General features: G+C 73.3%; 20 protein-coding genes and 1 pseudogene. 6 read left to right on the plus strand and 15 right to left on the minus strand.

The genetic code is table 11. The features are described 5' to 3' along the window. Positions 1 to 163: 163 nt before the first annotated feature. Both RM779_RS28820 and RM779_RS28825 read right to left on the minus strand, forming a co-directional pair. The gene (locus RM779_RS28820) at positions 164 to 568 is read right to left on the minus strand and encodes a beta-L-arabinofuranosidase domain-containing protein (protein WP_311620719.1); all 405 of its coding nucleotides are present in this window, start codon (positions 566 to 568) and stop codon (positions 164 to 166) included. Between the two features lie 307 nt (positions 569 to 875). Continuing rightward, complete coding sequence (locus RM779_RS28825; RefSeq protein ID WP_311620720.1) at positions 876 to 1,937, minus strand: LacI family DNA-binding transcriptional regulator; 1,062 nt, start codon at positions 1,935 to 1,937, stop codon at positions 876 to 878. A gap of 363 nt (positions 1,938 to 2,300) precedes the next feature. Here RM779_RS28825 and RM779_RS28830 point away from each other — a divergent pair, with 363 nt between their 5' ends. Further along, entirely contained in the window at positions 2,301 to 3,692 is a 1,392-nt protein-coding gene (locus RM779_RS28830) for a hypothetical protein (protein WP_311620721.1), read from the plus strand. Beyond that, positions 3,577 to 6,423 (plus strand): galactose-binding domain-containing protein, encoded by a 2,847-nt coding sequence (locus RM779_RS28835; RefSeq protein ID WP_311620722.1) that lies wholly within the window; start codon positions 3,577 to 3,579, stop codon positions 6,421 to 6,423. Before RM779_RS28830 ends, RM779_RS28835 begins: the two co-directional genes overlap by 116 nt. A gap of 72 nt (positions 6,424 to 6,495) precedes the next feature. Here the strand turns inward: RM779_RS28835 and RM779_RS28840 are convergent, their stop codons facing one another. The 11 genes from RM779_RS28840 to rpmB all read right to left on the minus strand — a co-directional run bounded on the left by RM779_RS28840 (position 6,496) and on the right by rpmB (position 15,592). After that, positions 6,496 to 6,723 carry a hypothetical protein gene (locus RM779_RS28840; protein ID WP_311620723.1) on the minus strand — a complete coding sequence of 76 codons (228 nt, stop codon included), beginning with the start codon at positions 6,721 to 6,723 and terminating at the stop codon, positions 6,496 to 6,498. 128 nt (positions 6,724 to 6,851) lie between these two features. Further along, positions 6,852 to 7,871 carry an iron-siderophore ABC transporter substrate-binding protein gene (locus RM779_RS28845; protein WP_311620724.1) on the minus strand — a complete coding sequence of 340 codons (1,020 nt, stop codon included), beginning with the start codon at positions 7,869 to 7,871 and terminating at the stop codon, positions 6,852 to 6,854. Positions 7,872 to 7,891: 20 nt separating this feature from the next. Then, positions 7,892 to 8,728, minus strand: coding sequence for an ABC transporter ATP-binding protein (locus RM779_RS28850; RefSeq protein ID WP_311620725.1), 837 nt, complete (start codon positions 8,726 to 8,728; stop codon positions 7,892 to 7,894). A 112-nt stretch (positions 8,729 to 8,840) separates the two neighbouring features. Continuing rightward, a complete protein-coding gene (locus tag RM779_RS28855) occupies positions 8,841 to 9,932 on the minus strand; it encodes a FecCD family ABC transporter permease (RefSeq protein ID WP_394813415.1) in 1,092 nt (363 codons plus the stop codon). A gap of 8 nt (positions 9,933 to 9,940) precedes the next feature. Beyond that, positions 9,941 to 10,996, minus strand: coding sequence for a FecCD family ABC transporter permease (locus RM779_RS28860; RefSeq protein WP_311620726.1), 1,056 nt, complete (start codon positions 10,994 to 10,996; stop codon positions 9,941 to 9,943). Positions 10,997 to 11,064: 68 nt separating this feature from the next. Next, positions 11,065 to 11,730, minus strand: a complete 666-nt coding sequence (locus tag RM779_RS28865) for an MSMEG_1061 family FMN-dependent PPOX-type flavoprotein (protein ID WP_311620727.1) — start codon at positions 11,728 to 11,730, stop codon at positions 11,065 to 11,067. An 86-nt stretch (positions 11,731 to 11,816) separates the two neighbouring features. After that, positions 11,817 to 13,091: an MFS transporter gene (locus RM779_RS28870; RefSeq protein ID WP_311620728.1), complete on the minus strand. Its 1,275-nt coding sequence runs from the start codon at positions 13,089 to 13,091 to the stop codon at positions 11,817 to 11,819. A 282-nt stretch (positions 13,092 to 13,373) separates the two neighbouring features. After that, positions 13,374 to 14,024 carry a choice-of-anchor M domain-containing protein gene (locus RM779_RS28875; RefSeq protein WP_311620729.1) on the minus strand — a complete coding sequence of 217 codons (651 nt, stop codon included), beginning with the start codon at positions 14,022 to 14,024 and terminating at the stop codon, positions 13,374 to 13,376. 118 nt (positions 14,025 to 14,142) lie between these two features. Further along, positions 14,143 to 14,913 carry a TauD/TfdA family dioxygenase gene (locus RM779_RS28880; protein ID WP_311620730.1) on the minus strand — a complete coding sequence of 257 codons (771 nt, stop codon included), beginning with the start codon at positions 14,911 to 14,913 and terminating at the stop codon, positions 14,143 to 14,145. Positions 14,914 to 15,050: 137 nt separating this feature from the next. Continuing rightward, complete coding sequence (rpsN, locus tag RM779_RS28885; RefSeq protein WP_311620731.1) at positions 15,051 to 15,356, minus strand: 30S ribosomal protein S14; 306 nt, start codon at positions 15,354 to 15,356, stop codon at positions 15,051 to 15,053. Then, positions 15,356 to 15,592, minus strand: coding sequence for a 50S ribosomal protein L28 (gene rpmB, locus RM779_RS28890; RefSeq protein WP_077057601.1), 237 nt, complete (start codon positions 15,590 to 15,592; stop codon positions 15,356 to 15,358). The genes rpsN and rpmB overlap by 1 nt, the downstream gene beginning before the upstream one ends. A gap of 210 nt (positions 15,593 to 15,802) precedes the next feature. Here rpmB and RM779_RS28895 point away from each other — a divergent pair, with 210 nt between their 5' ends. Together RM779_RS28895 and rpmF are read left to right on the plus strand one after the other, a co-directional pair. Beyond that, positions 15,803 to 16,969, plus strand: a complete 1,167-nt coding sequence (locus RM779_RS28895) for a CobW family GTP-binding protein (protein ID WP_311620733.1) — start codon at positions 15,803 to 15,805, stop codon at positions 16,967 to 16,969. Positions 16,970 to 17,018: 49 nt separating this feature from the next. Continuing rightward, the gene (rpmF, locus tag RM779_RS28900) at positions 17,019 to 17,189 is read left to right on the plus strand and encodes a 50S ribosomal protein L32 (RefSeq protein WP_077063040.1); all 171 of its coding nucleotides are present in this window, start codon (positions 17,019 to 17,021) and stop codon (positions 17,187 to 17,189) included. Between the two features lie 237 nt (positions 17,190 to 17,426). Here the strand turns inward: rpmF and RM779_RS28905 are convergent. Beyond that, positions 17,427 to 17,957, minus strand: a pseudogene (locus RM779_RS28905) (DedA family protein); the annotation flags it as partial. Further along, positions 17,846 to 18,595 carry a class I SAM-dependent methyltransferase gene (locus RM779_RS28910; protein ID WP_311620734.1) on the minus strand — a complete coding sequence of 250 codons (750 nt, stop codon included), beginning with the start codon at positions 18,593 to 18,595 and terminating at the stop codon, positions 17,846 to 17,848. The gene RM779_RS28910 and the pseudogene RM779_RS28905, both read right to left, overlap by 112 nt. A gap of 130 nt (positions 18,596 to 18,725) precedes the next feature. On the opposite strand from RM779_RS28910, the gene RM779_RS28915 reads away from it, so the two are divergent. Both RM779_RS28915 and RM779_RS28920 read left to right on the plus strand, forming a co-directional pair. Beyond that, the gene (locus tag RM779_RS28915; protein WP_394813416.1) at positions 18,726 to 19,871 is read left to right on the plus strand and encodes a sensor histidine kinase; all 1,146 of its coding nucleotides are present in this window, start codon (positions 18,726 to 18,728) and stop codon (positions 19,869 to 19,871) included. Beyond that, on the plus strand, positions 19,868 to 20,518 hold the full coding sequence (locus tag RM779_RS28920) for a response regulator transcription factor (RefSeq protein WP_311620735.1): 651 nt from the start codon (positions 19,868 to 19,870) through the stop codon (positions 20,516 to 20,518). The genes RM779_RS28915 and RM779_RS28920 overlap by 4 nt, the downstream gene beginning before the upstream one ends. The last annotated feature ends 227 nt before the right edge of the window (positions 20,519 to 20,745 follow it).

A 20,745-nucleotide genomic window follows, 5' to 3' on the forward strand; every position in this document is an offset into this window, starting at 1 on the left:
TCCTGGACGTGGCCACCCGCGCGCAGCTGCAGCGGTTCGAGGAAGCCATCGCCGATACCCGCGTCGGCGAGGAAGCAGGCACGGCCGGACGTGATCTAGGTCATGCGGTCGTGCAGGTCAAAGGGACAACATGCCTCGCTGCAACGCGACACAACGGGGACTCTCACCCCTCGCGTAAAGCGACATGACCTGCGGGGGACACGACATCTGCCGACACAATGGCGCCGGAAGCGCCGGAAGCGCCGGAAGCGCCGGAAGCGCCGGAAGCGCCGGAAGCGCCGGAAGCGCCGGAAGCGCCGGTCTCGGCGAACGCCTGGGCGACCGCGGTCAGGAAGTGGCCCGCGTAGTGCCCGCGGAGATTGCCGTCGGCGGTCTCCCGGCCACCGGGCGGGTGCGCCCCGCGGGTGTCGAGGCCGGCGTTCGTCCGGAAGACGGACAGGATGCGATCGGCCGGATGGGCCGTCAGGTACTCCAGCATGAGGTCCCGCTGCGCGGCGAACACCCCGTCGCCGAGCCGGACTTGGTGCAGAGGGAAGGGCTTCGCGGCCCAGGTCGGCGGCACCGGCACGCCGGTGGCCGCGGTGGTGGGGGCGGCGAGCGGCGAGCGGCGAGACGCCGGTGGCGGCGGTGGCCGCGGACGCCGGCGCGGCGGCGAGCGCGGAGACCGAGGGGGCGACGGCGGCAGCGGCCGCCAGGCCGAGCACGCCACGGCGGGAGAATTTCTCATGCACGGCGGTGTTCCTCTCTTCCGGCGCAGACCTGCGAAAAAGATGGGAAAACCTTTTCGTCGAGCCTGGAGCCGCCTGCCGGGAGGGTCAACCGCCGTGCAGTCCCCGACCGTTGGGGCCGGGACCGGTCAGGGACCGTCAGGACCGTCAGGGGGCGGGGGAGCGGAGCGGGGCGGCGGCCGGGACGCCCGTGGAGTCGCGGACGACGAGCCGGCACGGCACCGTCCTGACGCCCTGCGAGGGTTCGCCGTCGATCGCCTCCATCAGCGTCAGCGCCGCGGCGCGGCCCAGCTCGGTCAGGCCCATGTCGACGGTGGTCAGCGTGGGGCGGGACGCCTCGGCCATCACGTCCCAGTTGTCGTAGCCGACGAGGGCCACCTCCTGCGGCACCAGGCGGCCCGACTCGCGCAGCGCGTCCGCCGCGCCGCGGGCGATCTGGTCGTTGCCGCAGAACATCGCGTCCACCGCCGGATCGGCGTGCAGCGCGATGAGCGCGGCCTGACGCCCCCACGCCTCGGTCCAGGAGCCGTAGTGCGGCCGGCCGCCGGACAGCTGTGCACCGGCCTCCGCCAGGGCGCGCACGGTGTGCTCCGCGCGGACCGTCGCCGCCAGGTGGTGTGCGGGACCGGTGAGGTGGGCGATCCGCCGCCGGCCCGTGGCCAGCAGGTGCTCGACGACGAGCCGGGCCCCCTCGGCGTCGTCTGGCACCAGCGAGATGTCCTGCGGATCGGTGGAAGGCCCCAGGGCGTACACCACCGGCACCGGCGTCGGCAGCTTCAGCGGGGGACGCGGGTCGGTGCGGCGACCGGTGACGATCAGCCCGTCGATGCGGCGCTCCAGTAGACTGCGAACGTAGTGCTGCTCGCGGATCTTGTCGCCGCGGGTGTCGCACAGGAAGACCGATATCTGACCCGCCCCCAGCGCGTCCTCCGCGCCCAGGAGCACGGGCAGGCTGAACCTGCCGATGTCGTCGGTCGTGATCAGCCCCACGGTGTAGGTGCGCCCCGAATGCAGGCTCCGGGCCGCCGCGTTGGGCTGGAAGCCCAGCTCGCGGGCGACGGCGACCACGCGCTCGCGCGTCTCGGGGCGGAGCCTGCCGCGTCCGTTGATGGCCTTGGACACGGTCCCGGGGGACACCCCGGCGCGTGCGGCGACATCGTGGATCGTGACCACCCGCGCCCGTGCCCCCTCCCGAGGCGTCACCGTCATGCGAAAACCATTTCCTCTCTGCCGCCCGGCGCAGGCCCTGCCGGGACGGGCGGCCGGGCCACCGCCGTTCGCCCTCAATCATAGTCATTCCGCGGGCAGTCGGGGCCGTGCGCACCCCTTGACGCTCTTCCTCGGCGACTCCTAGCATCCCCGTTCGGGAATACAGTTTCCTTATTTTCCCGGATGGGGCGGAGTCAGCCATGGCAACCGCCGCGGTCCTCCCCTCATGCCGCCGCCGCGCAGGCGGTGAACGAGTGCTCCGCAGACCCCCGCACGTGACGGGGCAGCGCGTCCCGTTCGGCTTCGCCGTGCCGCTCACCGGCCGCGACGAAGCGTACCGCCGCACTCCAAGGAGGTAGAGCTGTGCGTTCCCAGCAGCGGCGCAGACGCCGCACGGCGGCGCTGGCCGCGACCATCATCACGGTGCTGCCCGTCACGTTCGCGGCGGCCTCGCCGGCCGCCGCCGACAACGACGCGATCGGGTACCCGGTGTTCTCCGGGGCCGAGAACCCGGTGCCCGACCTGGCGGAGGGCTTCGCCGTCGCCGGCACGCTGCGGCAGCAGTACGAGGCCGATCTGGCCGACGGGGACGGCACCGACTTCTGGATGGACCGGATGCTGGCCCGGCGGGGCGCCGATCCGGCCGGGGACTGGCTGTTCACGCGCGGGCGTGCGCTGTTCATGAAGACGCACGATCCCGCGCAGCTCGGCTTCGCCGGCAGCGTGGCCTACTGGGAGAGCATCGACGACCGGTCCGCGTACACCGTCGAACTGCTCGTGGACGGCAGGGAGGTCGCCCTTCGGGAGGACACCGGCGCCCGGCTCCAGACACCGAGCCACTGGCACAGCGAGTACACGGCCGACGGCGGACTGCGAGTCGTGCAGACCAAGTTCATCACCGACGACAACGTCGCCGTCACCAGCCTCGACCTGGTCAACACCGGCGATGCCGACCGGCAGGTCACCGTCCGCGCCCGCTCGCCGTACGCGACCGAGGCGGCGGACGGAGAGCTGACCGGGACCGTTCCGGCCAGGAACGACCTCACCCTGCTGCACCCGCGGCTGTCCGGCGACGGGATGGCGCCGGCGGACGGGGTGCTCGAAGGCGCGGTCGCCGTTCCGGCTGGGGGATCGGCCGGGACGAAGGTGCAGATGGGCTTCGTCACGCAGGAACTCGCCGACTCCCGCCCGGCGTACGACGCGATCCGCGGGGCGACCCCGGCGAGCGCCTACACCGACCACGTCCGGGAGTACAACCGGTGGTGGGCCGACAACCTCCCCTATCTGGACGTCCCCGACGACAATATCGAGAAGACGCTGTACTACCGCTGGTGGCTGCTGCGTTACAACTACCTCGACGCCAATATCCCCGGGAGCGACTACCAGTTCCCGACATCGATGGAGGGAGTGCTCGGCTACAACAACTCCATCGTCCTGACCACCGGCATGTTCGTGGAGGACCTCAAATACCTGCGCGAACCGGCCTATTCCTACGGACCCTGGGTCTCGGCCGGCGAGGTCTCGCGCAATTCCAGGTACACCGACAATCCCGGCGATCCGGAGAACTGGTCGAACAGCTACACCCAGTACCTGTCCGAGGCGGCATGCCTCCTACACGGTCCACGGCGGCCCCGACGGTGTGCTGCGGAACCTCGCCCATTACGCGGAACAGGATGTCCGCGGGCAGCTCGAAACGTACGACGAGGACGGCAACGGCCTGATCGAGTACGACGCCGGGCACATGACGGGAAATGACGCGGACGCCGTGTCGTTCCACTGGCGCGACGGAAATCTGGACCGCACGGAATCGGCCTACGTCTACAGCAACGCGCTGGCCGCCGCGAACGCTTACGACGCGCTCGGCGAGGAGGAGCGGGCGGCCGGCATGCGGGACGTCGCCGACACGGTCCGCACCGCGGTGCTCGACCACCTCTGGGACCCGGAGGACCGGCTCCTCAAGCACCGGCACGTCGAGAGCGGCGAGCTGGTCCCGTGGAAGGAGATCAACAACTACTATCCGTTCAGCGTCGGACTGATGCCCACGCCCGAGGAGGACCCGCAGTACCTTCAGGCCCTGCGGCTGTGGGCGGACGCCGAAGAGTACCCCGTCTTCCCCTTCTACACCGCCAACCAGGCCGACAAGGCGGAAGCCGCGGAACAGGGGTTCCCCGGCAGCAACAACTTCTCCGTCATCAACTCCACGGTGACCTTCCGCTTCCTCGCCTCCGTCCTGCGCCACTATCCGAGCGAGTACATCGACAACGAGTACTACGCCAAACTGCTGTCGTGGAACGCGTGGGCCCACTACATCGACGGCGACAACAACTGGCCCGATCAGAACGAATTCTGGGCCGACGGCAGCGCCGATCCGCAGGACATCGGCTACCGTTCGTGGATTCACCACACCATTCTCGGCACCACCAACTGGACCGTCATCGAGGACGCGATGGGCTTCCAGCCACGCGCCGACGACAAGATCGAGCTGTGGCCCATCGACATCGACTGGCCGCATTTCGCGGTGAGCGACATCAACTACCACGGCACCGACCTGGCCGTCGTCTGGGACGAGCCGGGCGACGGCGAGCGCCCGTACGGCCAGGACGTGCCGGAGGGCTACTCGGTGTACCTCGACGGCCGGCACGCGTTCACGGTCGACGACCTGGCGCACCTCGTCTACGACCCGGCGACGGGCGGCATCACCTTCCCCGAGGGCGGAGCCGAGGTGGTCGCCTCGCAGCGGGCGGACCTCCCGGCCGCGCACGACATCACCTACGGCGAGGACGACCGGCTGACCGAGGTGTTCGCACAGGCGGGCCGCGACATCACGCTCGGCGAGGAGCGGGAGAACCTCGCCGCCGGCGCGGTCGCCAGCGCCTCGTACGAGGCCGAGGGCCGCGACGTGTCCGCGGCCGTGGACGGGTTCACCATCAACGAGCCGTACTGGGGGACGGACGGTTCGGGGAACGCACAGGACTGGCTGCGACTCGACTTCGGCCGGCCGGTGAGCGTCGACAGCGTCAACCTGTACTTCGCGAGTGACAAACAACGGGGCGGCTACGCGGAGCCCGCCTCCTACACCGTTCAGTACCTCGACGGGTCGCGGTGGCGGGACGTCGGCTCCGCGGTCCGCAGCCCCGCGATGCCCCGGGCGAACCACAACGAGGTCCGCTTCGAGGAGGTGACCACCACCGCGGTCAGAGCCGTGCTGAGACACCAGCCGGGAACGGCCGGCGGCCTGAAGGAGATCCAGGTGTTCGACACGGGCCGGGGCGGCGGCGAGTCACCCAACCTGGCGCCGCAGGTCATCGCCTGGCAGGAGCACTCGCCGGTCACCGGCCAGTACCAGCTCGCCGGAGTCGTCAAGGACGACGGGAATCCGCAGGGCCGGCTCGACATCCGCTGGGAGACGGTGTCGGCACCCGAGGGCGGTGCCGTGTTCTTCGACGAGGAAACGGCTCCCACCACGACGGTGCGCTTCACCGAGGCGGGCACGTACGTCCTGCGCCTCACGGCCGACGACGGAAGCGAGCGCAGCTCGCGGGAGGTCACGGTCGAAAGCGGGGACATCGGCCGCGTCAACATCGCGGCGACCGCCACGCCCACGGCCTCCCACACGTCGGCCTGGGAGTCGGTCGAGGCGATCAACGACGGGGCGGAGCCCGAGTCCTCCGCCGGCTCCCCGCGCTGGGGCACGTGGCCGGAGAAGGGAACGCAGTGGGTCGAGTACACCTGGGACGAGCCGGTGCGTGTCGAGGGCTCGGACATGTACTTCTTCCGCGACGCGGCGGCCGGGGACGCCGACGGCGTGGGCGTGCCCGCCTCCTGGTCCATCCAGTGGCGGGACGGCGGGACCTGGCGGGACCTGGCAGATCCGAGCGAGTACGGCGTCGCCGAGGACACCTACAACAGCACGGCGTTCACCCCGGTCACCACGACGGTCCTGAGGGCGACGCTGAACGGGCAGCCGAACCTGGCCGTGGGCATCCAGGAGTGGAAGGTCTACGCGGAACCGCCCGAGTCCGTGCGCGAGACGCATGTGCCCACGCGGACGGGAGTCGTGCCGGAGCTGCCCGCGGAGGCCACCCTCGTCTACGCGGACGGCTCGACCACGTCGACCCCGGTGGACTGGTCCGCCGTCTCCGAGGACGATCTGTCCGAGGGCGGCACCGGCGTGCGGGTGCCCGGGCTGACCCGGTCGCCGCCCATGGCCGTCGAGGCGACCATCTGGGTGCGCCTCACGGACGCGGTCCACATCACCGCGCTCGTGGCGGAGACCGTGCGGACCGATCCTGGCGTGGCTCCCGTCCTGCCCGAGCACGTCGTCGCCGTGTACAACGACGGCTCGCGGGACAGCGCCACGGCGGTCGACTGGGCGGAGATCTCCCCGGACCAGTACGCGCGGCCCGGGTCGTTCACGGTGGCGGGCGTGGTCGAGGGCACCGAGGTCAGGGCCTCGGCCGTCGTCCGGGTCGGGGACCGGGAGTGACGTTGCCCGGTCGCGGGCCGTGACGGCCGGGTCAGGGGGGAGACGCCGACGTCTCCCCGCTGACCCGGCTCCTCAGCAGCTCCCCCCGCCGCCTCCTCCACCGTCGCCGCCTCCGCCCCCGCCCGAACCGCCGTCCCAGCCGCCGCTTCCGCCGCTGTCGCTCCAGCCGCCGAAGACGCCGCCGGAAGTGTGGTGCTCCCGCGTACCGCCACCCGAACCGAGCCTGCGGAGCCCGTACGCCATCGCGATCAGCGCGCTGAAGACGAGCATGAGGATGCCCAGTCCCATCAGGGTTTCCATCGCACGTTCCCCCGTTTCCGCGAACGTTCCCTGCCCGGCCCATCCCCGGCGGTCCCCGGGGGACAAACGGGCGGTGGGCTTCCGTGACAGGGCTGGGACACGGCCGGGACGCCCCCGTGGCGAACGGTTCAGGAGTCCGCGGTCAGTTCCTGGAGGACCGGCAGCATCATGTCGAGGGCGTGGGGGATGGACAGCGGCGTGTTCGCGGCGAACGGCTCGCCGACCTCCGGGGCCATCACCCGGGCCCGGCCGTCCGCGACCGCCGGGACCGCCTGGTAGAGGGGGTCGTCCTCGATGGCGGACGCCTCGACGCCGATCGCCGTCATCAGGATCACATCGGCGTCGAGCAGATCGAGCCGCTCGTTGGAGACCGACACGGAGAACGCCTCTGTCGCCTGCTCCTGGATGGCCGGGTTGTTCTCGAAGCCCAGCGCCTCCAGGAATTCGATCCGGCCGCCGCCGCGCACGTAGGCGCCCCAGCCGCCGCTGTAGAGGCTGCCGACGGTGACGGTCCGGCCGGCGAACTCGGGGTGCTCCTCGGCCGCGGCGGCGAACTGGCCCTCCAGCTCCGCGGTCAGCTCCTCGCCCTGCGTGGCCCGGCCCAGTGCCGTGGCGACCAGCCGCACCTGCTCCTGCCAGGAGGTCTTGTACTCGTCGGCCTCTTCGTCCGGCACGCCGATGGTCGGGGCGATCCGGGAGAGCTGGTCGTAACGCTCCTGGCTGCCGCTGGACTTGGTGTCCAGGATGAGATCCGGGTTCAGCTCGCTGATGCGGTCGTACTCGGGTTCCAGGGTGCCGATGATCTCCGGCGACTCCTCGTAGAGCCCTTCGGCCCAGGGGCCGACGCCGTCGCCGCCGAAGGCGAGCCAGTCGCTCGCGCCGACCGGCTGGACGTCCAGCGCGAGGGCGGTCTCCGCGTCGCCCCAGCCCAGGGCGACGACGCGGCGGGGCTCCTCCGGCACGGTGACGGTGCCGAACTTGGTGGGCACCTCGACGGGGAACGTGCCGCCGCCCTCGGCGGAGGGCGCGTCGTCCGTCTCCTCGTCCCCCGACCAGGCACAGCCGGTGGGAAGCAGCAGGAACGGGAGCGCCACCAGGGACACTGCCGCGCGGGAGCGGCCGGTGCGGCCGAAAAGTCGTGCAACCATGTGATTAGGTTAGCCTCACCTTACTCCGAGGGTGCGGGCGGGGCGGCTCCTGCCGGCCGGGCGCAGTGGTGACGGCCCACCGGAACGACCATCGGCGTGCCCGACAGCGGGTCGGGCACCAGCGCGCAGCGCATGCCGAACACGTCCTCCACCACCTGCTCGGTGACCACCTCCGCGGGCGGCCCCTGCGCGACGATCTCGCCGGCGCGCAGGGCGACCAGGTGATCGGCGTACCGGCAGGCGAGGTTGAGGTCGTGCAGCACGGTGACGACCGTGGTGCCCTCCGTGCGGTTGAGGTCGGTCAGCAGGTCGAGCACCTCCACCTGGTGCGGGAGGTCCAGATAGGTGGTGGGCTCGTCGAGCAGCAGCAGCTCGGTGCGCTGGGCCAGCGCCATCGCGATCCACACGCGCTGCCGCTGACCGCCGGACAACTCGTCCACCGGCCGTTCCGCCAGCTCCAGCACGTCCGTCGCGAGCAGCGCCTCGGCGACCGCCGCCTCGTCGTCGCCCGTCCACCGCCGGAACCAGCCCTGGTGCGGGTAACGGCCCCGGCTGACCAGGTCGGTGACGGTGATGCCCTCGGGGGCGACCGGGCTCTGCGGCAACATGCCCAGCGTCGCCGCCACTTCGCGGGTCGGCAGGGTGTGGATGCTCCGGCCGTCGAGCAGCACGGCGCCCGATGCCGGCGCCAGCAGGCGGGCCATGCCGCGCAGCAAGGTCGACTTGCCGCAGGCGTTGGGCCCGACGATCGCCGTGAAGCGGCCGGGCGGCACCTCGAAGGAAAGCCCCTTGACCACTTCGTGGCTGTCGTAGGCGAGCCGCAGCCGGTCGGTCCGCAGCGAGTGTCCGTCCGTCATGCCCGTCGTTCCCGTGTCGTGTGCGGCGTGGTCCGTACTTCGTCGTGGTCCGTGTGTCGGCGGAGGGGCGTGCGTCGTCGGTGGGGCATGCGTCGTCGGTGGGGCGTGCGCGTCATCCGCCGCGCCCCCCGCGGTTGGCGCGGGCCAGCAGCCACAGCAGATAGGGCGCGCCGATCATGCTGGTGACCAGGCCGACCGGGAACTGGTTCGGTCCGAGACCGTGCTGCGCGACCAGGTCGGCGACCAGCACGATCACCGCGCCGACCAGCGCGGACGGCACCAGCGCGGGCGTGCTGCGGCCCAGCAGCTGGCGGGCGATCGGGCCGGAGACGAACGCCACGAAGCCCACCGGGCCCGCCGCCGCGGTCGCCGTGCCGGTCAGCGCGACCGCGCAGCCGATCAGCGCCAGCCGGGAACGTTCCACCCGCGTCCCCAGACCGCTGGCCGCGTCGTCGCCGAGCTGGAGCGCTCCCAGCGGGCGCGCCGCCAGGGCCGTCAGTGGGAACAGCACCGCGACCGCGATCAGCAGCGGCCCCACCTGCTCCCAAGTGCGCCCGTTGAGGCTGCCGGTGAGCCAGACCCGCGCCTCCTGGGCGACCACGGCGGACGAACGCGTCATGGTGTGGGACACGACGCTGGTCAGCGCGGCGGCGACCCCGACGCCGATGAGCACCAGGCGCTGCCCGGTGACGCCACGGCGCCAGGCCAGCAGATAGATGAGCGTGGCCGCGAGCAGCGCGCCGCCCAGCGCGGACAGCGACATGGCGGCGCCGCCGACGCCGAGGGTCACACTCGCGACGACCGCCGCCGCGCTGGCCCCCGCGCTGATGCCGATGACGTCCGGGCTGGCCAGCGGGTTGCGGAGCAGGGTCTGGAAGACCGCGCCCGCGAGGCCGAAAGAGAGCCCGATCAGGACGCCGGTGAGCGCGCGCGGCAGCCGCAGCTCGACGACCAGGTAGTACGTCGCCCGGTTGCCGCCGCCGCCGATCGCCTGGAGCACCTCGCCGGGGGCGACCGAACGGCCGCTGAAGCAGACGGTTCCCGCGAAGACGGCGACCAGGACGACCGACAGCAGCGCGCAGACGAGGACTTCGCGCCCCCGGCCCGCGCGTCGCGCGGCGCGCACGGCCTCCCGGGCGGTGGCCGGGGCGGGGCGCGCCCGCCCGGCGGGGCGCGGCACGGCGGCGGTTCCGGGACCGTTCACAACTCCGCTCACAGCTCTGCCTGCTTCCGGCCGCGGACCAGCAGGACGAACGGGATGGCGCCGAGCACCGCGGTCACGATGCCGACCTGCACCTCGGAGGGCGGGGCGAGCAGGCGGCCGATCACGTCGGCCACGAGCAGCAGACAGGGGGCGAGTACCGCGGAATAGGGCAGTATCCAGCGGTAGTCGGAGCCGGTGAAGGCCCGCACGATGTGCGGCACGACCAGCCCGACGAAGACGATCGGCCCGCACAGCGCCGTGGCCGCGCCGCACAGCAGCACCACCACGAGCGCGCACGCCGCGCGCACCAGGCCGACCCGCTGGCCCAGCGCCCGGGCCACGTCCTCGCCCAGCGCCAGGGCATTGAGGTACCGGCCACAGCCCAGCGCGGCCAGCAGGCCGAGCACGATGAACGGTGCGGCCTGCTCCACGGTCTCGGCGCTGCGGGAGAGGGTGCCGACCTGCCAGAAGCGGTACTGGTCGAAGGTGTCGGTATCGCTCAGCACCAGCGCGCTGGTCATCGAGCCGAGCGCGGCCGTCGTCGTGGCCCCGGCCAGCGCCAGCTTGACCGGCGTGGCGCCCTCGCGGCCCAGCGCGCTGATGCCGTACACCAGCACGGCGGCGAGCAGGGCTCCGACGAAGCCGCACCACACGTAGCCGGAGAAGGAGGTGAGGCCGAACCAGCCGATGCCCAGCACCACGAAGAGACCGGCGCCCGCGTTGATCCCCAGGATGCCGGGGTCGGCCAGCGGATTGCGGGCGATGCCCTGCATCACCGCACCCGCCAGGCCCAGGGCGACGCCCACGAGCAGTCCGGCGAACGTGCGGGGCACGCGCAGGTGCCGCACGATCAACTGGTCACGGTCGGTGGCGTCGTAGTCCAGCAGGGCGGTGAGCACCGTGCCGGACGGCAGGCTCTCGGCGCCGAGCGCCAGACTCGCCGCACAGGCCAGGAGCAGCAGGAGGCAGGTGGCCAGCAGCCCGGCGGCCAGTGCGGGACGGCTGCGGACCGAACGGGCCGCGGGCGGCGCGGCGACGGCCCGGCCGGCGTCCGCGGTCACCACGGAGGGGTCCCGGGAACGGCGGCCGCACACCCATCAGACATGTCGTTCCCGGCCCTTGTCGCACGTCGTTACTTAGCTGAGGCTAACCTATCCTGCCCCGTGGGCCGTGCCGGGGCCGCCTGCCGCTCCTCGCCCCGGGGCCTCGTGGGCGGGCGGGGCGGCAGCGCCTCCGGCGCCCAGCTCTCCGGGCGCCAGACCCCGCCCCTGGTCAGCGCGCGGGAGCAGTGGAAGTAGACCTCTTGGGTGCGGATCACCAGGGCGAGTCGCGGGAGCACCCCGTCCAGGGCGAGCCGCTCGAAGAACGGGGCGTCCCTGACCAGCTCGGCCGTGCCGTTGATCCGCAGGACCTCGCCGAGCCCGGGCACCATGAAGACGGTGCCCACCCGGGGGTTGGCCAGCACGTTCCGCCAGCCGTCCGCGCGCCGGTTCCCCGGCCGGTCGGGGATGACGACGGTGGTGGGGTCGAGGACCTGCGCGAAACCGGGCGGATCGCCCCTGGGCGAGACGTCGCAGCTGCCGTCCGCCGCCGAGGTGGCGATCATGCAGAACGGCGAGTGCGCCAGCCACAGCCGTTCGAACTCCCCGATATCCGGGCGCACCTTGTCGATCACCACGGGGTGGGGTGTGCCCAGCAGCTCCGTGATCTCGGCGTCGGAGGTGATCCGCACGGCCCCGGCCAGCGGGTCACCGGCCGGCAGGCCGCCCTCGGGGGCCTGCTGCTGGTCGTCGTACACGCGGCTGACCTTTCCTCGGCGGGCGGACGAAAGGCCGCACGCCCGCCCGAACACGCGAACGGACCATATCACCCGAACCGCACCGCTCAACCGGGGCGGGGCCCGCCCCCGTTCGCGGGCGGGCGCGGTGCCTCGCGCGAGAAGTGGCGCGCGGTCGGGGCGAGGGCCGCGGCGGCGGGGGCGAGGAAGCAGAGCACCGCGCAGGCGCCGAGCACCCCCGTCGGTCCGAAACCGTCCAGAGCAGGGGCGATGAGGGCGAGGCCCAGCGGCGCGAGCCCGTAGGACAGCAGGAAGTCGAGGGAGGAGACGCGCGCGAGCAGGCGCGGGTCGACCTCGCGCTGTATTGCCGTGAACCAGGGCACGTTGAACAGTTCGATGCCAAGGCCCGCCAGCGCGTAGGCGCCCGCCACCACCAGGGCGGGGACGGGGAGGAGCAGACTCAGCGGGGCGAGGCCGTAGCAGGCGAGGCCCGCCAGGGCGGCCCAGCCCTGGTTGCGCGGGGAGCGGCGGGCGAGCAGGGCGGCCCCGGCCAGGGCGCCCGCCGTGTAGGCCGTCATGGCCGCGGTGAGGACGGCCTCGGTGTCGTACCGGTCGCGGCTGATGAGCGGCAGCAGGACGCCGGTCGCGGAGTAGCCGGTGGCGATGACGGTGGTCAGCGCCGCAAGACCGGCCAGGAACCAGGGGTGTCTGCGTGCCTCGCGGACGCCCTGTGCGAACTCCGCGAGGACCGACTCGCGTTCCGGGGCGGGCGGTGTGCGGTGGCGTCCCCGGGGCGGGACGGTGGCGGAGACGAGCCACAGCAGCGCGGTGAGCAGGAGCAGCGTTCGCGTGGACAGGACCGTGGCGAGGGCGGCCGTGAGGCCGGGGGCGAGCAGCGTGGTGACGCGGACGGACAGCGAGGTCGCGGCGTTGGCCTGCCTGCGGCGTGCGGCATCGACGACTTCGGCGGTGAGTGCCTGGTAGGCGGGGCGGCAGGCGCCCTGCCCGGCGCCGACCACGGCCGCCGCGGCCGCCATCAGCAGCATGGAACGCCCCTGTCCCGTGGCGATCAGGGGCGTGGCGGCCGCGGCGGCCGCGCCGGACCAGAAGACGACCGCACGGCGGGAGTGGCGGTCGGCCAGGACGCCGCCGACGGGAACGGCGGCGAGGAACCCGGCCGTTCGCGCGGCCAGCAGGACGCCCAGGCCCGTGGCGCCGAGCGAGCGGTCCAGGACGGCGAGGCCGAGCACGAAGGGCAGCGCCCAGGTCGCGAGTCCGGAGGCCGTCGTCCCGCACCACAGCCTGAGGAAGGCGGTGTCACGGAGCAGGGACGGCTGCTCGGCGGGCGGCGGAACGATGGGCGGCGCCGAGGGTGCGGCCACGGGACGGGACTCCTTTGTGCTGCCGGATGGCGTGCGGGACACGCGGACCCTGCACCGATGAAATGATAATGCTTTCCATCTGGCGGGTCCGGCCCGCGTTCCCCGTCCGCCCGGCGCGGGCCGGACGCAGGGGAAGGCCCCCGGGTCCGTGCGGCACGGGCCCGGGGGCGTGTCACCGCTGCTGCGACGTCCCCCGGCCCGGGGGGCGGCCCCTGGGAAGCGGTGCGGGCCGACCCGTGCGCGGGGGCGGTGCGGTGACGGTCCGGAGGGACTATGGGAGGACTACGGGAGGACGGAGAAGGTGTAGTCCTCGGTGACGGAGGTCAGCGGGGTGCCGTCGGCCAGCGAGCCGCTGACGGTGAAGGAGACGGTGTACGTGCCGGGCTCGGTGAAGGCCCAGTTGGCGTGCAGGTGGCTGTGGGCGTCGAGTTCGGTGGTGTCGGACGCGTCGATGCCGTCACCGGAGTCGAACAGGCGCGTGTCGGCGGCGCACAGGCCGTCCTGGTAGACGCTGAAGTCACCCGGTCCCGAAACGCCGTCGAGGCTGAGGGTGAACGTGTCGTTCTCCAGTACGCCCGCGTCGATGTGGGCGGAAAGGCCGGCCCACAGCAGGTCCGCGTCCTGGACCTGCGGGAGCCGGTGCACGGTGTCGCCCGCGCTGCCGAGGAAAGCGTGGCAGGAGCCGCCCGGCACGGTGTAGGCGGCGCCGGGGAGCGCTTCGAGCACGACGTCGGCCGGCGCGTGCTCCGCGCCGCCCGCCTCGTCGTGGACGTGCACCTGGAAGGCGCCGTCCTCGACCTCGACGCCGACCACGTCGACGTGTCCGCGGGAGATCACGGTGGGAGCGGCGGCGGCCGCGGTGGCCAGGGAGGCACACGAGAGGGCGGCGGCTATTCCGCCGGTGACGGTCAGAGCACGTCTCGGAACTCGCACAGTGGATACCTCACTTGGTGAAGAACGGGTAGAACGTGCCAGCAATCAAACGATAATCATTTTCAACTGGGAGGCGCAAGAGGTGCCCTGCCGCGGCGCGGGCCACGGGCCGCGTGGCTCAGCGGGCGTCGCAGGTGCGCAGCGTCAGGATGCGGACGGTGCGCTCGCCGCGGTGCGCGTCCCTGCCGTGCCAGCAGCGGTAGTTGTCGAGCGCGAGGACGTCGCCGGCGGCGATCTCGAACCGGGGGAGCGTTCGTTCCAGTGCCTGCGCGCTCTCCGCCAGGCGTGCCAGCATCGCCCGGACGTGGTCGGCGTCGGGGTCGCGGTGCAGGGGCGCGGCTCCCTCCGTGCGCCGGACGATCCGGCGGCCCGTGCGGGTGAACTCGACGTGCCTGCCGACCCGCGGGGTCGCGGGCAGCCCCCGCAGCCCGGCCCACGCACCGTAGAGGTCCACGTCCACCGTGGTGAGGAACGCGTGCAGTCGCGGATCGGCCGCGGCGCACCGCTCCACGAAACGGTAGGCGTCGGCCACGAAGGACTGCCCGCCCGAAAGGGCCGGTTCGACGCCCTGGATGAGGACGTGATCCTCGTCCGGGTCGCGCCGCCTGGTCGGCACGCCGCCGATGTCGACGACCACGTCGAAACCGTCCGCGTGCAGAGGCACCGGCCCGCCGTCGCGCGAGCGCCGCAGGCGCGGCGGGAAGATCTCCCGCAGGCGGCTGCCCAGCAGCAGCGCGGCCGCGACGACCGGCGCGTCGGCGGTCGCCTCGAGTCCGGTGAGCACGACCGCCCCGTCGCGGGCGAGCAGCGACCCGGCCCGGTCCGCCTCGGCGGCACCGACCCGGGCCGGGACGAGCCCGATGCCGGAGGAGTGGGTGGAGGCGGTCATCTGTGCTGCGGTCCCTTCCGGCGCGTCCTACGTGTCTGCGTGCCGAGGATAACTGCAACTCATGTGCAACTGCTCGCGGTCGGGCCGCGGCGCCCCTTCCCGTCCGCGCGGGAAGGGGCGCCGGGCGCGGTCGGCGGTCACCAACTGGACTTGGTGACCCCGGGCAGTTCCCCGGCGTGCGCCATGCGGCGCAGGTTGATGCGGGAGATGCCGAAGGTGCGCAGGTGGCCGCGGGGGCGGCCGTCGATGCTGTCGCGGTTGCGGACGCGGGTGGGGCTCGCGTCGCGTGGCTGGCGGCGCAATTCCCGCTGCGCGGCGACACGTTCGGCATCGGTGCTGCGCGGGCTGCGGATGGTCTCCTTCAGCTCCGCCCTGCGGGCCGCGTAGCGGGCCGCGATCCGCTTGCGCTCCTCGTTCTTGGCGATCTTGCTCTTCTTGGCCATCAGACCTTCTCCCCCCTGGCGCGGATGCGGGCGACGGCGGCTTCGATGCCGATGGCGTCGACGGTCTTGACGGCCCTGGCGCTGAGGGTGAGCCGGACCCGGCGGCCCTCGCTGGGCAACCAGTAGCGCTTGTGCTGGATGTTGGGGTCGAACCGGCGTCGGGTGCGGCGGTGGGAGTGTGAGATGCGGTTGCCGAAGCTTGGCTGTACTCCGGTGAGCTGGCAGTGGGCGGACATGGGAACGGCGCCTCCGTGGGTAGCTATCGAAAACGAAAATCGTTGTCGTATGCTAGCGCCTGTGGCCGGTGCCGCGCCGCCACGTCCGTTCCCGCAGGAAGCCCAGCAGAAGGAGGGCCCGTCCATGAAGCCCGGTGTGCAACCCCAGAACGGCCCGGTCGACTTCGGCGGGACGCGCAGGCCCGGCCGCGGCGCCGAGGGCGGCAGGCGATGACCGGTCGGCGGCCGATGCCCGTCGTGCTGGTCGCGGGCCTCCATGCGGAGGCCCGCGCCACCACCGTCGCCCACCTGCTGCGCGCCGTGCCCGGCAGCGTCGCCGTGCACCACGACCTGTCCTCCGCGGCGGACGGCGGGCCGGTCCGCCGCCTCACCTACGACGCGGTGGGTGAGCTGGACTCCGCCGGGCTTCCCGCCACCGGCGGCTGCGGCTGCTGCACCCTGCGCGAGGACCTGCCGCCGCTGCTGGCCGCGCTGGCGGCCGGGGGCACGCACAGCGCGGCGGTCGTCGAGTTGTGGGACGCCGTCGAGCCCCGTGGCATCGCCGACCTGATCGACGCCTACGCGCGGGAGGGCGGGGGAGCGGTGCGTCTGACCGGCGTGCTCACGGCCGTCGACCCCGGACTGGTACTGCCCTGCCTGAGCAACGGCGACGACCTGTCGGACGCCGGCCTGGCGGTGGCCTCCGACGACCACCGGGTGGTCGCCGACACCTTCGCCCGGCAGCTGGAGTACCCGCCCGTGCTCGCCGTGGCCGACTCCGCGGAAGCCGACGCGGAGGGCCGGGCACTGCTGCACCAACTGCATCCCACCGCGCGCCGGATCGGCGTCGGCTCCGCCGCTCTGCCCGGGCTCACCCGCGGCGGCTTCGACGCCGGGGCGGCCGCCGCCGCCCTCCACCCCGCCTGCGCCCGGCTGCCCCAGGAGGCGTCCGCGTCGGGCGTGACCACCCTCGTGTGGCGGCGGCGCCGCCCGTTCCACCCGGAGCGGCTGTACCTGGCCCTGGAGGACATCGCCTGCGCCGTGGTGCGCAGCCGCGGCCGCTTCTGGCTCGCCGACCGCCCCGACGTCCTGCTGTCGTGGGACGCGGCGGGCGGCGCCCTGGGGGTGGAGAGCCACGGGCCGTGGCTGGCCTCGCTCCCCGAGGGCGCCTGGGACATGGCCCCGCCCGAACGCCGGGTCGCGGCGGCCCTGGACTGGCATCCGCAGCACGGCGACCGGGGCCAGCACCTGGTCTTCACCGGCCCAGGACTCGACCGCGATCACCTCGTCGGTCTGCTGGACTCCTGCCTGCTCACCCCGTCCGAGTTCGCGGCCGGGCCCGCGTTCTGGAAGCGGCTCCCCGCCGTCTTCGACACCTGGCTCGACCCCGTCAACTGAACCGGTCGGCCACCCTTCCCCACCCCTCCCACGATTGATCGGACGAACCATGGCCGTGCCCAAGCGCAAGATGTCACGCAGCAACACCCGTCACCGGCGGGCCCAGTGGAAGGCGACACCGCCGCAACTGGTGCCCATCACCATCGACGGCCGCACCCACCGGGTGCCGCGCCCCCTGGTCCGCGCCTACCAGCGCGGGCTGCTCCGCCCCGAGGACTGAACGGAGAAGGGCCGGCGCCGGTGGTCCAGGACGCCGGCCGCGGCAGGCGCGGGGCGACGTCCGGTCGCGCCGTCGCAGCCTCAGCCGGATGAGAACAACCACCGTGACCACGACGGCGGTCGCGGCGAGCAGGGGACCGCCGACGGCCAGGGCGCGTTCGAGCGCGGGGGCCGCCGCATAACCGGCGCCCGCCTCCGCCCCGGCCCACAGCAGCGCGGCCGACGCGCTGTACGGGGCCATGCGGCGGCGGGGCAGGCGCGTCGCACCGGCCAGGTGCGGGGTGACGGTGCGCACCACCGGCACGAAACGGGAGAGGAACACAGCCTGCCCGCCGCGCCGGGCCATCAGCGCCTCGGCACGCCGCCACGCCGCGTCGGGAACGCGTCGGCCCAGGCGCCCGGTGCGCAGCCGGGCGCCGAGCAGCCGCCCCGTGCGGTGTCCGATGAGGTCGCCCGCCACCACGGCGCAGGCGGCGAAGGCGACGACCAGAAACAGGTTCAGCTGCCCGGACCGCGCCAGCGCGCCCGCCGTCAGCAGCAGCGTCAGCGTGGGGACGAAGGCGCCGACCAGCAGCACCGACTCGGCCAGGACCACCGCCGCGAGCAGCCCGTAGGCGGCGGCGGGCGGTACCTGGCCGAGGGCGTCGAACGGAACGGTCACCGCACGGCCCCGGCCGTGGCGGGCCGCCTCCGCTCCGCCGTCCGGCCCGGCTGCCGCCCCGTCGGGCGCCGCAAGTGCCAGACCTTCGCCGGGGGCAGGTTGGCCCACACCGTCCAGCAGCCGGTGGCGTACCGGCGCTGGTACGCGGCCAGCACCTCCTCCGCGGCGCGGTGCCGGCGCGCCTCGGCGCGCGAGGCCAGCAGGCCGCGGGCCGGGCGGGTGCCGCAGTAGGCGAAGTAGGTCAGGGTGCCGCCGGGGCGCAGCAGTTCCAGGTACCGGTCCATGATCGTTCCGACGACATCGGGGCGGAAGTTCGCGAACGGCAGACCGGACACGATCACGTCGTACCGGCGGGCGGGCACCAGGTGTTCCACCCGCGTGGCGTGCACGCGGACCCGCGCGTGCCCTCCGGCTCCGCCCGCCGGGCGCGGACGCGTGCGCGCCAGGTGACGCAGCCGTTCGGCGAACCGCGGGTTGGCCTCCACGACGTCCAGGCTGCTGCCCGCCGGAAGCTGCGGTATGAGGGTGCGCGTCACGGCTCCGGTACCGGCGCCGGCTTCGAGAACGTTCAGCGGGCCGCCCGGCCTGGCGCGCACCGGTTCGGTCAGCAGCCGCGCCAGCGCGTCGCCGCTGGGCGCGATCGCCCCGGTGGTGCGCAGATCGCGGGCCGCTTCGATCAGGAACGTCAGTCCCTCGGCCTTGCGCGGCGCGGGGGCGGGGTCGTGCGAGGTAGTCCAGTCGTCCACGTCTCGACGCTAAGAAGCGTTCGGCGCCCGCGAATCCGTCCTTCTGCGGCGGCGTCCCCCGACGAAAGTAGGGGGCCGGAGCGGCAGAAGGACGGAGGAGCGCACGGGGCGCCGTGCTTAGGATTTGCGGGTGGGCCGGAAAGAAAGCCAGAAATGGGTCACATACGGGCGTTACGCCCTGGTGGTGCTGCTGACGCTCGCCGCCGTCCAGAACGGTGCCTCGACCGCCGAAGGACAGTACCTCGCGCCGCGCAGCGGCGTGGCGGTGCTGTGCGGCGCGGCGCTGCTGCTCCGCCGCGGGCACTGGCTGACGGCGCCGGTCCTCGTCACCGCGGCGACCGGGCTGTGGGGGTGGGCCATGCTGCCGCTGCTGCTCGTCGTGCTGTTCGACCTCGCGGCGCACCGGCGCACCGGCGTCGCCTTCGCCTGTGCCACCGTCGCGCTGGCGGGCAACGCGGTGTGCCAGCCGGACGTGCCCCTGTGGCGCCCGCAGCAGTACGGCTCCAGCCTGTTCCTGCTGCTCGCCCTCGTGGGCGGGCTGTGGATGGGCAACCGGCGCCGCCTCGTCGAGGCGCTGAACGCCCGGGTGGAGCACCTGCGCATCGAACGAGCCCTGCGCGAACGGGCCGCACGGGATGCCGAACGCTCCGCGATCGCCGCCGAAATGCACGACGTCCTGGCCCACCGCCTCAGCCTCATCGCCCTGCACACCGGCGTGCTCGGCACCACGCACAGCGACCTGCCCGCCCCCGTCGCCGAACGTCTCACCCTGCTGCGCGCCGCCTCCACCGAGGCACTGGCCGACCTGCGGGACGTCCTCGGTGCCCTGCGCGGCGGTCCTGACCCGGCTTGTGCCGCGACGCCGGCCCCGGTCCTGCGCGACGTCCAGGAGCTCGCCGACCAGGCGCGCACCGCGGGGCAGCACGTCGGGATGACCGTCGAGGGCCGCCAGGAACACGCCCCCGCCGCCCACCGCCTGGCCGTCTTCCGCCTGGTGCAGGAGGCGCTGACGAACGCGCGCAAACACGCGGCCGGCGCGCCGGTGGACATCCGCGTCGACTACGGCCCGCCCGCCACGCTCGTCGAGGTCACCAACACACCCGGCGCCGCGGCCGAGGAGGCCGTGCCCTCGGGGTACGGAATGGTGGGGCTGCGCGAGCGCGTCACCGCACTCGGCGGGCACCTGACCGCCGGGCCCGGCGGTGCCGGCCGCTGGCGGCTGGCCGCACGCATCCCGCACCCCGTCCCCACCGAGCAGAACGGCACCCGCCCATGATCCGCGCCATGATCGTCGACGACGACGCGCTCGTCCGCCTCGGCCTCGCCGATCTCCTCGGCGACGACGAGGACATCGAGGTCGTGGCCCAGGCTTCCGACGGCCTGCACGCCCTCGAACAGGCCACCGCCCGCCGGGTCGACGTCGCCCTCGTCGACGTCCGCATGCCCCGCATGGACGGCATCACCGCGACGGCCCGCCTCCGCGCGCTGCCCCACCCCCCGAAGGTGATCACCCTCACGACCTTCGACCTCGACGAGTACGTCTACAACGCCCTGGCCGCCGGAGCCGACGGCTTCCTCCTCAAGGACACCGACCCCGCCGAGATCCTGCGTGCCGTCCACCTCGTCGCCGCGGGCTCCGCCATGCTGCACCCCGCCGCGGCACGCCGCCTCATCGACCGCTACCACCACGCCAACCACCCCAAGGAAGCCGCCGCCCGCGCCTGCCTCGACAAGCTCACCCCGCGCGAACGCGACGTACTGACCCTCCTCGCCCGCGGGGCGACCAACGCCGACATCGCCGCCGGGCTCGGCATGCGGGAAAGCACGGTCAAGGCACACGTCAGCCGCATCCTCGCCGCGCTCGACGTCACCAACCGGGTGCAGGCCGCGCTGCTCGCCCGTGACGCCGGGCTCACGGCGTGAGCCGCGACGGCCGGTGAACGGACCGCCGGCCGCCGAACGTTGCCGCCCCCAACTCTCATCTGATGTTCACGGGCGGGTCGGGAGGCGTTCCCCCGCGCCAGAAACCGTCACCCAGAACCCACGGCTCCGGTGCACGTAACGGTCACCGGCCCGCGGAACACACGGCAACGAAGAGGCACCATGCTCCACATACGCATACGCCGGAGACCCATCCGGTTCCGGGACGC

This window comes from Streptomyces johnsoniae, from assembly GCF_031845565.1.
GTDB classification, from domain to species: Bacteria; Actinomycetota; Actinomycetes; order Streptomycetales; family Streptomycetaceae; genus Streptomyces; species Streptomyces johnsoniae.